The sequence below is a fragment of the Halobellus inordinatus genome (assembly GCF_024498335.1).
GTDB classification, from domain to species: domain Archaea; phylum Halobacteriota; class Halobacteria; order Halobacteriales; family Haloferacaceae; genus Haloquadratum; species Haloquadratum inordinatus.
In genome coordinates, this window is record NZ_CP101825.1 from 2,049,695 (window position 1) to 2,063,815 (window position 14,121).

At 64.6% G+C, this 14,121-nt stretch carries 15 protein-coding genes and 2 tRNA genes; 8 read left to right on the forward strand and 9 right to left on the reverse strand.

Annotated features, from left to right (window positions below; all coding sequences use genetic code 11):
- Positions 1-45 precede the first annotated feature (45 nt).
- Positions 46-2,031 carry an acetate--CoA ligase gene (gene acs, locus NO362_RS10385; RefSeq protein WP_256545177.1) on the forward strand — a complete coding sequence of 662 codons (1,986 nt, stop codon included), beginning with the start codon at positions 46-48 and terminating at the stop codon, positions 2,029-2,031.
- Positions 2,032-2,343: 312 nt separating this feature from the next.
- Here the strand turns inward: acs and NO362_RS10390 are convergent, their stop codons facing one another.
- The gene (locus tag NO362_RS10390; protein ID WP_256545178.1) at positions 2,344-3,099 is read right to left on the reverse strand and encodes a GNAT family N-acetyltransferase; all 756 of its coding nucleotides are present in this window, start codon (positions 3,097-3,099) and stop codon (positions 2,344-2,346) included.
- Positions 3,100-3,248: 149 nt separating this feature from the next.
- Here NO362_RS10390 and NO362_RS10395 point away from each other — a divergent pair, with 149 nt between their 5' ends.
- Positions 3,249-3,662 (forward strand): DUF7510 family protein, encoded by a 414-nt coding sequence (locus NO362_RS10395; protein ID WP_256545179.1) that lies wholly within the window; start codon positions 3,249-3,251, stop codon positions 3,660-3,662.
- Positions 3,663-3,779: 117 nt separating this feature from the next.
- Here NO362_RS10395 and NO362_RS10400 read toward each other — a convergent pair whose 3' ends face one another.
- Positions 3,780-4,805: a glycosyltransferase family 4 protein gene (locus tag NO362_RS10400; protein WP_256546631.1), complete on the reverse strand. Its 1,026-nt coding sequence runs from the start codon at positions 4,803-4,805 to the stop codon at positions 3,780-3,782.
- A gap of 137 nt (positions 4,806-4,942) precedes the next feature.
- Between NO362_RS10400 and NO362_RS10405 the strand changes: the two genes are divergently transcribed.
- Together NO362_RS10405 and trxA are read left to right on the forward strand one after the other, a co-directional pair.
- Positions 4,943-5,611 (forward strand): 2,5-diamino-6-(ribosylamino)-4(3H)-pyrimidinone 5'-phosphate reductase, encoded by a 669-nt coding sequence (locus tag NO362_RS10405; RefSeq protein WP_256545180.1) that lies wholly within the window; start codon positions 4,943-4,945, stop codon positions 5,609-5,611.
- Positions 5,612-5,744: 133 nt separating this feature from the next.
- Complete coding sequence (gene trxA, locus NO362_RS10410; protein ID WP_256545181.1) at positions 5,745-6,083, forward strand: thioredoxin; 339 nt, start codon at positions 5,745-5,747, stop codon at positions 6,081-6,083.
- Positions 6,084-6,210: 127 nt separating this feature from the next.
- Here trxA and NO362_RS10415 read toward each other — a convergent pair whose 3' ends face one another.
- The gene (locus NO362_RS10415) at positions 6,211-6,396 is read right to left on the reverse strand and encodes a hypothetical protein (protein WP_256545182.1); all 186 of its coding nucleotides are present in this window, start codon (positions 6,394-6,396) and stop codon (positions 6,211-6,213) included.
- 263 nt (positions 6,397-6,659) lie between these two features.
- Between NO362_RS10415 and NO362_RS10420 the strand changes: the two genes are divergently transcribed.
- A complete protein-coding gene (locus NO362_RS10420; protein ID WP_256545183.1) occupies positions 6,660-7,385 on the forward strand; it encodes a ribosome assembly factor SBDS in 726 nt (241 codons plus the stop codon).
- 24 nt (positions 7,386-7,409) lie between these two features.
- Here NO362_RS10420 and NO362_RS10425 read toward each other — a convergent pair whose 3' ends face one another.
- Positions 7,410-7,742: an FUN14 domain-containing protein gene (locus tag NO362_RS10425; protein WP_121570646.1), complete on the reverse strand. Its 333-nt coding sequence runs from the start codon at positions 7,740-7,742 to the stop codon at positions 7,410-7,412.
- Positions 7,743-7,943: 201 nt separating this feature from the next.
- On the opposite strand from NO362_RS10425, the gene NO362_RS10430 reads away from it, so the two are divergent.
- A complete protein-coding gene (locus NO362_RS10430; protein WP_121570647.1) occupies positions 7,944-8,429 on the forward strand; it encodes an Lrp/AsnC family transcriptional regulator in 486 nt (161 codons plus the stop codon).
- 157 nt (positions 8,430-8,586) lie between these two features.
- Here NO362_RS10430 and NO362_RS10435 read toward each other — a convergent pair.
- Positions 8,587-8,660 (reverse strand) — tRNA-Lys (locus NO362_RS10435).
- Positions 8,661-8,846: 186 nt separating this feature from the next.
- On the opposite strand from NO362_RS10435, the gene NO362_RS10440 reads away from it, so the two are divergent.
- Positions 8,847-10,301 carry a DHH family phosphoesterase gene (locus tag NO362_RS10440; RefSeq protein WP_256289805.1) on the forward strand — a complete coding sequence of 485 codons (1,455 nt, stop codon included), beginning with the start codon at positions 8,847-8,849 and terminating at the stop codon, positions 10,299-10,301.
- Between the two features lie 22 nt (positions 10,302-10,323).
- Here the strand turns inward: NO362_RS10440 and NO362_RS10445 are convergent, their stop codons facing one another.
- The 3 genes from NO362_RS10445 to NO362_RS10455 all read right to left on the reverse strand — a co-directional run bounded on the left by NO362_RS10445 (position 10,324) and on the right by NO362_RS10455 (position 12,974).
- A complete protein-coding gene (locus tag NO362_RS10445; protein WP_256545184.1) occupies positions 10,324-10,932 on the reverse strand; it encodes a class I SAM-dependent methyltransferase in 609 nt (202 codons plus the stop codon).
- 72 nt (positions 10,933-11,004) lie between these two features.
- Positions 11,005-11,814 carry an ABC transporter permease gene (locus tag NO362_RS10450; RefSeq protein WP_256545185.1) on the reverse strand — a complete coding sequence of 270 codons (810 nt, stop codon included), beginning with the start codon at positions 11,812-11,814 and terminating at the stop codon, positions 11,005-11,007.
- Entirely contained in the window at positions 11,811-12,974 is a 1,164-nt protein-coding gene (locus NO362_RS10455; RefSeq protein WP_256545186.1) for an ABC transporter ATP-binding protein, read from the reverse strand. Before NO362_RS10455 ends, NO362_RS10450 begins: the two co-directional genes overlap by 4 nt.
- 112 nt (positions 12,975-13,086) lie before the next feature.
- On the opposite strand from NO362_RS10455, the gene NO362_RS10460 reads away from it, so the two are divergent.
- Positions 13,087-13,527 carry an SRPBCC family protein gene (locus NO362_RS10460; RefSeq protein ID WP_256545187.1) on the forward strand — a complete coding sequence of 147 codons (441 nt, stop codon included), beginning with the start codon at positions 13,087-13,089 and terminating at the stop codon, positions 13,525-13,527.
- A 474-nt stretch (positions 13,528-14,001) separates the two neighbouring features.
- Here the strand turns inward: NO362_RS10460 and NO362_RS10465 are convergent.
- Positions 14,002-14,084 (reverse strand) — tRNA-Leu (locus NO362_RS10465).
- Between the last annotated feature and the right edge of the window lie 37 nt (positions 14,085-14,121).

A 14,121-nucleotide genomic window follows, 5' to 3' on the forward strand; every position in this document is an offset into this window, starting at 1 on the left:
GGTCGCACAGATTTATCACCCGGTATTCGAAAACTGTGAGTGAATATGACTGACAACGGCGACGGAGACGGGGACCTCGAAGCGCGACTGGTCGAACAGGAGAGCTTCGAGCCCACAGAAGAGTTCGTATCGCAGGCGAACGTCTCGGATCCGGGCATCTACGAGGAGTTCGAGGAGAACTGGCCGCACAGTTGGCGTCGCGCGGCCGACCTCCTCGACTGGGACCGAGAGTACAGTGAGATCCTCGACGACTCGAACGAACCCTTCTACGAGTGGTTCCCGGACGGCACGCTGAACGCCTCGTACAACTGCGTCGACCGGCACGTCGAGAACGGCGACAAGAACCGCGTCGCCATCAAGTGGGAAGGCGAACACGGCGACACGCGAACCTACACCTATCAGGACCTCTACCGCGAAGTCAACGAGTTCGCCGCGTCCCTCCGCGACCTCGGCGTCGAGGAAGACGACGTCGTCACCCTCTATATGCCGATGGTACCGGAACTGCCGATCGCGATGCTGGCGTGTGCGCGGATCGGCGCGCCGCACTCGGTCGTCTTCGCCGGCTTCTCGGCGGACGCGCTCGCGACCCGGATGAACTCCGCGGACTCTCGCTATCTCGTCACCTGCGACGGCTACTACCGCCGCGGCGACGCCCTCGATCACCTCCAGAAGGCCAACGAGGGCTTAGCGGGCGTCGACCACGGGGTCGACGCGACGGTCGTCGTCGACCGCCTCGGCGACGACGGCTTCGACCACGACCTGAAGGGCAACCAATACGCCTGGGAGGACCTGATGGCCGACCACCAGGGCGACCGCGTCGACCCTGTCGAGCGGAGCGCCGAGGATATGTTATTCCTGATGTACACGTCGGGAACGACGGGCCAGCCGAAGGGCGTGAAACACACGACCGGCGGCTATCTCGCCTACACGGCGTGGACCTCCCACGCCGTCCTCGACCTCGAACCCGAGGACACCTACTGGTGTTCGGCAGATATCGGCTGGATCACGGGCCACTCCTACATCGTCTACGGGCCGCTCGCGCTCGGGACGACGACCGTGATGTACGAGGGAACGCCGGACTTCCCCGAGCGCGACCGCCTCTGGGAGATCATCGAGAAGTACGCCGTCGACGTGTTCTACACCGCGCCGACGGCGATTCGCGCGTTTATGAAGTGGGGCTCGCAGTTCCCCGAGCAACACGACCTCTCCAGTCTGCGTCTCCTGGGGACGGTCGGCGAGCCGATCAACCCCCGCGCCTGGAAGTGGTACTACCAGCACATCGGCAACGAGGAGTGCCCGATCGTCGACACCTGGTGGCAGACAGAGACCGGCGGGATGATGGTCACGACCCTGCCGGGCGTCTGTACGATGAAACCGGGCTCTGCGGGGCCGCCGCTGCCGGGCATCGACGCGCGCGTCGTCGACACCAACGGCGACGAGGTCGAGTCCGGCCGCGCGGGCTATCTCACCGTCGACAAGCCGTGGCCCGGAATGCTTCGGACGCTGTACAACAACGACGAGCGGTTCATCGAGGAGTACTGGGAGGAGTACTCCGACGCCGACGCCGACGAGTGGGTGTACTTCCCGGAGGACGGTGCGAAGATCGACGAGGACGGCTACATCACGATCCTCGGCCGCGTCGACGACGTGATCAACGTCTCCGGGCACCGACTCGGCACGATGGAGATCGAATCCGCCATCGTCGGCGTCGAGGGCGTCGCCGAGGCCGCGGTCGTCGGCGGCGAACACGAGGTGAAAGGCGAGGCCGTCTACGCGTACGTGATTCTCGAAGACGGTTACGACGGCGACGACGAGATGCGCGAGCGCATCGTCGAGGGCGTCGAGGACGCCATCGGCCCGATCGCGCGCCCCCAGCAGGTGGTCTTCACGCCGGAACTCCCGAAGACCCGCTCGGGGAAGATTATGCGTCGCCTGCTCGAAGAGATCGCGAACGAGGAGGAACTCGGCGATACGACGACGCTCCGCAACCCGGAGATCGTCAAAGAGATCCAGGACAAAGTCGAGCGATAAACGGCGCAAAGCGCCCCGCGACCTGATTCCTCTCTCGGATGCGGCCGAGTCGCGGATCGGCGTAGACGCCGTCAGAGTGCAGATAGCGGCGCGAGCGTTTTCCTGGTATGTTCAGCGTATCCTACCGCGAGCCTCACTTCGCTCTGCTTATAGGGGTTATCGTAAGTCTCCATAGATCTCTCGCCGGACGGTACGGCGAGAATCTCCGAACAGTTACGATAATCCCTATTAGTGAGACCGGTTTTTGCGCGGTGGATTCCCGCAGCGGAGCGAAACCCCGTGAGGAAACCTCTCCGTCAAAGAAGGTGGGGGTTACAGATACGCGGCGTCCCAGCGGACGGGCTTTCGGCGATTTCCGCACTCGTTACACTCTAAGCGCTCCATCGTGTCGATCGCGACGTCGAAGCTCTCGTCGGCCCCGCACATCCACCCGTAGCGCTCGGTCTGTGCGTCGTCGAGGTAGACGGCGAAGAAGGGCGATTCGGAGCCGCGTACCGACTCGTCGTAGGCGACGTGGACGGTCCGATCGCCGACCTGCTTTTCGACGAGGCCGCTCGGCGCGGGTTCCTCCTCGTCGAGGAACGTCGTGAAGACCCGCTCGGTGAACGACTCGCCGTGGATGTCTACGGTCCGCTCGCCGACCTCGGTGAAGCCCTGTTCGTCGTAGAAGGAGACGCCCTCCCGATTCTCGGTGAGGACGCGGCCTTCGAGTCGGTCGACGCCGGCGTCGACGAGTTCCTGTTCGAGACGCGCCAGGAGTTGTGAGCCGATGCCCTCACCGCGGTGGTCCGGGACGACGTGGAGCCAGTCCAGGTAGCCGACGGTCTCGCGACCGTCCGAAATCTCGCTCTGGGCGAACCCGACGACAGCGCCGTTGTCGAGCGCGAGGACGAACACCTCGGTGTCGTCGGTCAGCGACTCTCGCAGTCGCTCGGGGCTGTACCACTCGTCGACGGCAGCCGTGATCGTTTCCTCGTCGATCGCGTGCCCGTAAGAGGCGGTCAGCGATTCCGTTGCGACCCGTCGGATGTCGTCGACGTCTTCCGTCGTTGCGTCACGGACGTCCATACCCCTTATTCGTCGTCCCCCTACTTGACCTTCGGGGGCCACATATACTGGCCGGTGTATATAATCGGGGGTTCGATGTGACCACCGAACGCGCGCAGGACTCTGCGCTACGGCAGAAATATAAGTACAATGCTGTCACTCTAGTTATTATGGATACAGACGGGCGCGACGAGGATGGGAGCGCCGAACCCGACAGCGGAAGCAGCGGCGCGGACGAGCAGGTCAACTTCGCTGTGAACATCGAGGGCGGAGAGACCGTCATCACGATGCGCGGCGACCGCGACACCGCCGTCGTCGTCCGATCGGCGTCGGGCGAACGGATCTACCTGCCGCCGGAGGACTTCGAGCGCGACGCGGTCCGACGCGATGGCAGCCCCTACCAGTCCGCACAGGACGACAGTCCGTACCGGGGGACGCGAGACAGCCCGTATCAGGGAATCCAGAGCGACAGTCCGTATCAGGCCGCCAGACAGAGCCTGCCGAGCGAGGGTCTCGTTCCGACTGCGGAGGGATACCGCATCCGACATCCCGAGCCCGTGACAGACGTACGGCTCCTTCGGTAGGACCGCAAAAACAGCACCGGCGCCTCCGATTGTCTCATAATGATTACTCTCGTCTCTTACCGCCGACCATCGCCACCGGGAGTGGCGCTCGGCGGTACACAGTGAGAGTAATCACTATCAGACGATTTCCTCGTAGAACGCGATGGTCTCTTCGACGACTTCGTTCCAGGTGATCGGGTCGTACGTCGGCGCACCGTCGAGTTCGAGACCCCGCTCGATTCCATCTGCGAGCGACTCCGATTCGGGTTCGACCTCGACGACGCACCCCTCAGAGAGCACCTCGTTGACGCCGCTCTCGGTCGCAACCACGCGCGTCCCGGCCGAGAGCGCCTCGGTGATCGTGATCCCGAACGGCTCGGCGAGCGACGGCGAGACGAACAGATCCGCAGACGCGTAGTAGTCGCCCAGTTCCTCCTCGGGCACGTAGCCGACCCACTCGATCTGGTCGTCGACGTCGAGTAGTTCCGCGAATCGCTTGAGCTGTGCCGTGAGATGCCCCGAACCGCCCATCACGAGCGTCACGTCGTCTCGACGGAGCTTCTCTAAGGCGTACACGAGGTGGGCGATTCCCTTCTGGTCGGTGTGACGACCGACGAAGAAGAGCATCTCGCCGTCGATTCCGAGTTCGGCCTTGAAGTCCCGCCCGGTCGTCTCACACTCCGAGAACCCGTTGTAGATGACCCGGCAATCGCCGCCGTAGTGTTCGCGGACGTCGCCGGCGGTGAGTTCGCTGACGGCGATGAGGTGATCCGCGCGTTCGGCGAGTCGGCGCTCGGTCTCGACTTCCCTCTTTGGCGGATCGAGGTTCCGATCGGTCGACAGCGAGTGGAAGGTCGTGACCCACTCGACGTCCGCGTTCGACTTCGCGCGCGACCCGGGGCCGTAGCCGAACCAGTCGTGTGTGTGGACGATGTCTGCGTCCTGTGCGCGCTCGGCGAACGTCGAACTCATCCGCCCCACGCGCGTGATGATGTCGCCGTCGCCGGTCGGCACGCCGACGATTCCTGCTCTGTCTTCGGGGGCGTACTCGGACGGAAGAACGAGTTCGACGTCGAGGCCCCGCGCTCGCATTCCGTCGAACAACTCCCCGACGTGGGTGTCGAGTCCGCCGCTCACGTTCGGCGGAAACCCCCAGCCCAGCATCAGCACTTTCGGCGACATCTTGCTAGAAGTGACCACGCTCGCGCACATAAGTCCTGTCCGTGCCGCGTCTCGGGGGGGCGCGGAGTCGACCGAATCGCAACCGAAATTCGCTTGCCGCGGGGGACCGAGCGTTCGGTATGCACGTCGTCGTCAACGCAGCGACGAGCGCGGACGGGAAACTCTCGACGCGCCGCCGCGAGCAGGTGCGGATCAGCGGCCCCGAAGACTTCGCCCGCGTCGATCGGCTCCGCGCCGACAGCGACGCCGTTCTCGTCGGTATCGGAACGGTCCTCGCCGACGACCCCCATCTAACACTCGACGACGCGGCGCTCCGAGACGAGCGAGCAGCGCGTGGCGACGACCCCAGCCCCGCCCGCGTCGTCGTCGACTCCAGTGGACGGACCCCACTCGACGCGCGGATCCTCGACGACGCGGCGACGACGTACGTCCTCCTCTCGGCGGACGCGACCCCCGAGCGCCGGGACGCGATTGCGGCGGCCGGCGCCGAGGTCGTCGTCGCCGGCGACGAGCGCGTGTCGCTTCCGGAGGCGCTCGACGCGCTCGGTGACCGCGGCGTCGCAGATCTGATGGTGGAAGGCGGCGGCGAGATCATCCACTCGCTCTTCGCGGCTGACCTCGTCGACGAACTCTCGGTGTACGTCGGCTCACTCGTCCTCGGCGGCCGTGAGGCGCCGACGCTCGTCGACGGTCCCGGATTCGTGGAGGACTTTCCGAAACTGTCGCTCGAAGACGTCCGGCGCGTCGACGACGGCGTCCTGCTCAGCTACGAGGTACTCGGTCGGTGACTATCGGCCGTTTATCCGCTGCGTTCGCCGCCGTTGTATGTCGACGGCGCCGATATCGACGGTTCCCGACGGTCGTGCGAGGCGGGCCCCAATCCTCGAAATAGGTAAAGGGCTGCCCCCAGTAGAGCGTGGTATGAGTTCGCCAGAATCGACCGGCGCGCCGATCCACGTCGAGAGCGCGGAACACTTCCAAGAACTTCTCGCCGAACACGAGGTCGTCCTCGTCGACTACCACGCAGAGTGGTGTGGGCCGTGTAAGATGCTCGAACCCACAGTAGCGGAGATCGCCGAGGAGACCGACGCGACCGTCCTGAAAGTCGACATCGACGAACTGCAGGGCCTCGCGCGCGACGCCGGCGTCCGATCGGTTCCGACGCTCGAGTTCTACAAGAACGGCGAGCAGGCCGAGCGCGTCATCGGCGTCCAAGAGAAGAGCGACCTCGTCGGCGTCATCGAACAGCTGTCGAACTGAGCGCAGCAGTCGCGGCGGTCTGACGTTCGCTGTAACCGCTTCGACGCCTCGCGTCGACTCCTCCTCGAGTATCTACCAGCCGATGGCTCGAACGTGCCACCGAGACAGTGCGAGAACAGCCCGCACGTCACGTCGCGTCGGGCGCCCGCAGCGCGGCGACGTCGACGTCGTGATCGGTCACCGACCGGTGCTCCGAGAACAGCTTTTCGGCCTCGGCCGCCCGCTTCGTGAGGTGTTCGGTCGGACAGTCGTGACAGACGACGTGATAGACCCGGTCTCCGGAATCCGCGTCGGAATCGACAGCGCGGCTCATACCTGTTCTGTCGCGAGAAGCGGTGATAGCTAATCGTCGATTATCGAAGGCGGCCGTTCGAGAAAACGCGCCTTAATGCGGGAAGTGCGCGGCTACCGTCCCGACGCCGCTGTCTGCCCGCGGTTCCGAGCACTCGGTTGCGGAGGGTCGAATTCACTGGATAGGACCCGAATCCGCGGGACGGAACGCGAGTCCCACATCCGAACGGCGCTCACACGACGCCGCGGGGAGGGCTTTTTACTTCGGAGCAAGTAGGGAGCGGTATGATCTCACTTGACGAAGCCGTGACGGCGCGACTCGAATCGCACGGCGAGCGGTTCGAGGTACTCATCGACCCCGACGCCGCTCTCGCCATCAAACGGGACGAGTTCGAGGGCGACTTAGAGGACGTCATCGCCGCCGAGGACGTCTTCGAGGACGCCTCGCGAGGCGACAGACCGGCAGAGAAAGACCTAGAGACCGTGTTCGGGACCACAGACCCCCTCGAAATCATCCCCAAGGTCGTCCGCGAAGGCGAGATCCAGATCACCGCCGAGCAGCGGCGGGAGATGCAGGAACAGAAGCGAAAGCAACTCATCAACCGCATCGCGCGCAACGCGGTGAACCCGCAGATGGACAACGCGCCGCATCCCCCCGAGCGAATCGAGCGCGCCCTCGAAGAGGCCGGCTTCCGCGTCGATCCGATGGAGCGCGTGGAGTCACAGGTCGACGACGCCCTCGACGCCCTCCGGCCGGTCATCCCGATTCGCTTCGACGAGGTGACTGTCGCGGTACAGGTCCCGGCCAACTACGCCGGCAAGACCCAGGCACAGGTCCGCGAGTACGGGGACCTCGAACGCGAGGAGTGGCAGCCGGACGGCTCGTGGGTCGGCGTCGTCACCTTCCCAGCCGGGATGCAGAACGACTTCTACGACCTCGTCAACGAGATGACCTCGGGCGAGGCGGAGACGCGCATTATCAAAGACAAAGACGAACTCAGCACGCGGTAGCGATGCGGTAGCGACGGAGCCGAACTATCCCTTCTTGAAGCCGACCAGGAAGCCGCCGGTGAAGCCGGCCGAGACCGACAGCGTCGAGAGAATCGTCGAGATCCAGTCCGGCGGCGTCCCGTTGGCGGCGCTCTGGGTCGTCTCGACGAACCCGGACGTGAGCCGTTCCCAGTCGACCGAGAGGATCCCGCGGGATTCGAGAAACTTGAAGAGCGCCAGTTCCAGACCGACGATCACGGCGATGATCTTGGCGACTTTCTTCGCCGCGAAGCCGATGATGCCGCCGATTACCGCGCCGCTCCCGAACTCCAAGCCGAGCTGCGTCGGGTCCAGCGACAGTTGTAACGAATCGAGCATACCGAAACTCTCCCGCCGCAGTATAAGTCGTTTGTGGGGATCGCGTGCCGATATCGGCCGACTGTCCGGGCTATTTTCCTCCGGTCAGAGAATGACGAGACGGGAGACACCCCTCTCGTGAGTCCACATTTTCGTGGAATGTCAGGCAAACGAGGCGGAAGTTACAAAGAATCCGGGTCGAAATGGGGACCTATCGGAATTATGGACGAACGCGACATTCGCCTCCTGAAAGCCATCTCTGATCTCGGGACCGGGAGCCCGGAGCGACTCCACGAGGAGACCGACATTCCCGTCTCGACGATCCACTATCGGCTGAACAATCTCCGCGAGGCGGGCATCATCGAGAACGATCTGTACGACATCGACCTGGAGAAAGTCGGACTCGGCGTCACGGTTCTCGTCGAGTTACTCACCGATTACCACGGGTCACACCACGATTTCGAGGACAAGATCCTCGCCGTCGAGGGGGTCTCGCAGGCGTACTTCACGATGGGCGAGACCGACTTCGTGGTCGTCGCACACCTCCCCGACCGCGAGATGGTCGAGCGCCTCATCACCGACCTCGAAACGATCGAGGAGGTCCGCCGGACGAACTCGACGTTCGTCGTCTCGACGCTCCGACACAGCACGCGGGCGCTGCAGAACTACGACTTGGAGACGCTGCTCACCGAACTCGCAGACGAGTGAGAACGTGTATCTACGGGTGTAGGGACAGGAGAGGCGGGCCGGGCGCGATCTGAACGCACGGTGGGACGTGCTCGCTTCGTTGCGTGCGACCTCCGTACAATGTGCCTCTGGCCAGATCAGATACGCGCCACTCGCGGAGTCGCTCGCGGCGAGAAGACGGGCCGGACGCGATTTGAACGCGCGACCGTCTGATTAAGAGTCAGACGCTCTGCCGGACTGAGCTACCGGCCCACTGCATCCCTGAGTTCTGGTGGCGCAATTATATGTGTTTCCTTTCGGCCGACGGTCGGGAGTGACTCTCACGACCCGATTGAAATGACTCAGATCCGGACGCCCCGGCGTTGCCTCCCCGAGTGCCGCACCGCTGCTCACCAAACGAGTGCTGTTAAGTGGCGTCCGACCGGAGTTGGCGTCAGAATGAGCGCCGGGGTCACTATCTCGTCGATGTCCACCTACGCCATCCTCGGGTGCGGGAGCGTTGGCTACGCGGTGGCCGAAGAACTCGCCGAGGAGGGCAAAGACGTCCTCATCCTCGACAAAGACGAGAGCCGCGTCGAATCCCTCCGTGATCAGGATCTGAACGCACAACAGACGAACATCGCCGATCCCGACGTCGCCGACGCGGTCGCCGATCGAGACGTCGTCCTCATCCTCGCCTCCGACGTCGAGGCGAACAAGGCGGCGGTCTCGGCGATCCGCGAGCGCAACGGCGATCAGTTCATCGTCGTGCGCGCGTCGGACCCCGTCTCCGAGGACGAACTCGCTGAACTGGGTGCCGACGTCGTGATCAACCCATCGGAGGTCATCGCGGACTCGGCGCTGCGGTCGCTCGAATCGGGCGAACTCGAATACAAGGCCCGACAGCTCGCCGAAGTGCTCGAAGGGGCGACGGAAGGGCTCGCGGTTCTCACACACGACAACCCGGATCCGGATTCTATCGCCTCGGCGGTGGCGTTGCAGGCGATCGCCCGCGAGCACGGCGTCGACGCCGTCATCAACTACGACGGCGAGATCGGCCACCAGGAGAACCGCGCGTTCGTGAATCTGCTTGGGATCGAACTCGTCCCGCTTTCGGAGGGCAAGCCCCTCTCGGAGTACGGGGCCGTCGCGCTGGTCGACCATATGAAGTCGGGCGACCCCGATCTCGACGTCGACGTCGACATCTTCATCGACCACTACGAGCCCGAAGAAGACATCGAGGCGGAGTTCACCGACGTCCGTCCCAACGTGTCCTCGACGTCGACGATCCTCACGAAGTACCTCCAAGAGTTCGACCTCTCGCCCAGCGAGGCGGTCGCGACCGCGCTGCTCTACGGCATCCGCTCGGAGACGCTGGATTTCAAGCGCGAGACGACCCCTGCCGATCTCACCGCCGCCGCGTATCTCTATCCCTTCGCCAACCACGACACGCTCGAACAGGTCGAGTCGCCCTCGATGTCGCCAGAGACGCTCGACGTCCTCGCAGAAGCCATCCAGAACCGCGAGGTCCAGGGGAGTCATCTGGTCTCGAACGCCGGCTTCATCCGCGACCGCGACGCGCTCGGACAGGCCGCACAGCACCTCTTGAAGCTCGAAGGAATCACGACGACCGCCGTCTTCGGCATCGCGGACGACCGCATCTTCCTCTCTGCGCGCTCGAAGGACATCCGGATGAACATCGGGAAGATCCTGCAGGACGCCTTTGCCGGCATCGGCGAAACGGGCGGACACTCCACGCAGGGCGACGTCGAGATCCCGCTGGGAATCTTCACTGGCATCGAGACGAGCGACGACAACCGCGATACGCTCTTGCAACTGACCGAAGAAGCCGTCCGGAAGAAACTGTTTCAAGCGATGGGCGTCGACAGTTCCGAGAGCGGCAACGGTAGCTGAACCGCTTCTCGTTTTTTCGATTTCAAGGGCCGTCTGTGGCCCGTTCTGCGAACACGAACTCCGCGTCGCTCCCCAGCGGATCGCTCACGGTCTCGGTTCGGAGGTTCTCGAAGCCGGCGTCCCGCAGTTGTGAGAGCGTGGCGTCGCGGCCGGGCGCCGAGAACAACATTCGACCGCCCATCCAGCCCCGACGCACCGTCTCGAAGCGACCGCGCGGCAGCGTCATCAACAGGCGGCCGCCGGGACGCAATACCCGCGCGAACTCCCGGTACACGTCCGGGTGCGCCGCTCGCGGGACGTGGAAGACGGCGTGATACGCGGTGATCGCGTCGACGCTGTCGTCCCTTACTGGGAGGTCCCGCATCTCCGCCTGGAGAAGGTGGCTCTCCGGCACGTTCTCCCGGGCGAGTTCGAGGCCGCGCCGGGAGATGTCGAGGCCGATGCTGCCAGGTGGGAGATTCGCGAGCGTCCGTGCGCCGTCGCCACAGCCGACGTCGAGGACAGTCGGATCCGGTCCCAACTCGTCTCGGAGCCGACCGAGTAAGTCGGCGTCTGAGCCGCTCGGATCGCGCCGCTCGGCGTACGTCTCCGAAATCTCCTCCCACGCCCGCCGGATCGCGTTTCGGTCCATCTTACTTTAGGAGGGCAGCGAGCCGCATAGGCGCGTCGGCCGGTTGGCCGGTCGGCGGCGGGCGCTCTCCGCTCAATAATCTCCGAGAACACCCAGGCGTCGGGCTCTGCGGGTCGCATACTGGAAGACCAGGTACCCGAAGCCGAGATAGCCGACGGCCGTCGCGAGGAGGAGCGCCAAGTCGAAGGCGCTGAACTCCCAGAGTCGCGTCCCGTCGAGCATCGCGCGTTGGAGGAGGCCGCTGCCGTGCGCCAACGGGAGGAGGCTGAGCCACGGGACGTCCAGCGACGGCGCCGAGATCAGGACGACGAAACCGAACTGCAGCAGATTGAGCCAGCTTCCGATCTGCTTGTACAGCAGCGTCACGCCGCCCGCCGCGAACCCGAGTCCGAGCACCGACGTGATGGTGAGCGTGGCGACGACGACGATGGTGAACAGATTGAGCTGGAGCGCCGTGCCGGTCATACCGAGCATCACGACGAGGATCACCGTCGAGGTGAGGAACGTCCGGACGATCTTGGCGATCCCCTTCAGCATCGCGACGGGCGCGAACCCGAACGGCGTCATCACGTGCCGTTCCAGCGTCCCCCACTGGACTTCGCTGCCGATGTCGTTCGAGATCGACGAGTAGGCGCCGACCGAGAGCGTCCAGAGGAAGTAGCCGACCACGATCCCCTCGATCGACTCAGTCAGCGCTCGACCCGCGACCATCCGTCCGCCGTAAAACAACACGCCGAAGAAGAACAGGGCGATGACGACGCCGCCGATCGCGTTGGCGGGGTACCGAACGAACAGGATGGCCTCGCGGTAGAGGACGGCCCGCGCGAGGTGGTAGTACCCGGCCGGCTTCGGTCCCTGCCCCGCCCGCTGACCGGCACTCATCGCTTTTCCTCCCATCGCTGGTCCTCTGTTTCCTCCTTGCGATCGCTGGTCAGGTCGACGAACACGTCTTCGAGGTCCGGATCGACCGCAGTGAGACGATCGATCCGCACGCCCTGCTTTTCGAGCCGCGCCATCAGCGCGTACAGTCCGTCGCTGTCGGTCGTCACGTCGACGCGCGCACCGGGCCGACGCTCGAAGCGCTCGACGCCAGTCACGTCGAACGCCGCGCGGAGGTCCGCCAGCAGGTCGGCATCGAAGTCGCCGCTCGCGATCCGGACGCCGTGTCGCTCGCCGCGACCGAGGAGCGCGTCGACGCTGTCGTCGGCGACGATCCGCCCGCCGGACATAATCAGGACCCGATCGCAGACCGCCTCGACGACGTCCATATCGTGACTGCTGAGGATCACCGTCAGTCCTCGGTCCTCGGCGAGCCGCCGGAGCTCACGCTGGAGCGTCCGTGAACTCTCGACGTCGAGGCCGAGCGTCGGCTCGTCCAGAAAGATCACGTCGGCGTCGCCCGCCAGCGTACTCGCGAGTGACACCTTCTGCTTCATCCCGCGGGAGAGATTCCGGACCGCGACGTCGACTTTGTCCGCCAACTCCAGGCGTTCGAGCAGCCGCTCGTGGCGGTCGGCCACGGAGTCGGGATCGATGCCGCCGATGGTCGCGAAGTACCGGAGATTCTCGCGGACGGTCAGGCGCCAGTAGTCGTTTCGCGCGCCTTCGAGCATCGCGTCGACGTGCCCGTACGCCGCCCGTGGGCGGTCTGGCACGTCTACTCCGCAGATCCGGACCGAGCCCTCGTCCGGGAGCACCATCCCCAGGATGGACTTGATGAGCGTCGTCTTGCCGGCCCCGTTGGGGCCGAGGAGTCCGACGACCGAGCCCGGTTCGATCTCGAACGAGACCGAATCCACCACCGTGATGGCGTCGGAGCCCGTTCCGAACTGCTTCGAGAGCCCCTCGACGGCGACAGCGACGTCGGCGTGGTCGTCCAGCGGTGCTGACCCGGACGCGACGTCGGTGTCGTCGGCGGATCGTCTGCTCCCGTTCGTCTCGGCTCCGACGTCTGCGCTGTGGGTCGTCGACCGCTCGGATTCCGGCCCGGTGGTGACGCTGCCGCCGCCCGCCGCCCGCCCGTCTCCTCCATCCGCATCCATTGTCGTCTGGAAGGCGCGGAACTACAAAAGCTACAGCCGGTTCGCACCCCGTTGGGTCCTCTCCCGACGAATCCGCCACCGTCGTTTAGTGACTGCCGACCCACCTGTCGGTATGAGAGCTGTCGCAGAGGCCGTTATCGACCGACCACGAGAGGCGGTCTTCGAGTATATGGACGTGCCCGAGAACCAAGCGCGCATCTCACCGCGACTGTCGCGCGTCGAAACCCTCGGCGTGCTCGATAACGGCGGGAAGCGAGCGCGCTACACCTACCGCCTCGGCTTCCCGTTCCGTGGCGAAGTGCGCGGCGTCGTCCACGAACCACCGGAACGGATCGTCTTCGAGCTGTCGGGCGACATCGAGGGACGCCTCCAGTGGACGTTCGAGACTGTCGACGATCGGACGCTCGTCACCTACGCTGCAGAGTACGATCTCGGGTTGCCGCCAATTCTCGACCGCGTGCTCGGTCCGATCGCCGCCCGATACAACCGGCGCGAACTCGAACGGACGCTGTCGAATCTCGACGAGCAGCTCTCCGAACCGGGCGACGCCTGACCGCTGGGTCACTCCCGAACGCATTCCCCGGATTCCAGACACACAGGCACAATCGGACGAGAGCGCGGCTCACAGATGGCACACTGAGACGTGGCTTCAGAATGATCGACATCGTTCCGATCCCGGTCTCGACGTCGCGGCCGGTTCGCCCTCGCTATAGTAACATTTGCAACTGATTACACAGCCAACCGCACGACTGCGTGGGATTCTGTGAGTGAAGACTTGCAAACGCTACTATAGTTCGGACCGAATATGCGCGGGACAGGATTCGAACCGGAACGAGACGGTCACGCTCACTCCGTTCGCGCGCTGCGACTCGCAGGGCTCGAATCTGTGCCTGCTCCCTCGTCGCTTTGCTCCTCAGTGCGCGGGACAGGATTCGAACCACGGTCGCTCTGCTCGCTCCGCTCGCGACGCTCCCTGATTCGAATCCTTCGGAACGATATTCGTCCTCGCTGTCGCTCGGACCGAATATGCGCGGGACAGGATTCGAACCTGCGGACCCCTATGGGACAGCGTCCTAAGCGCTGCGCCTTTGACCGCTTGGCTACCCGCGCGCAGCCCCATCTACAGCGAAGGCCCAAATCAACCTGT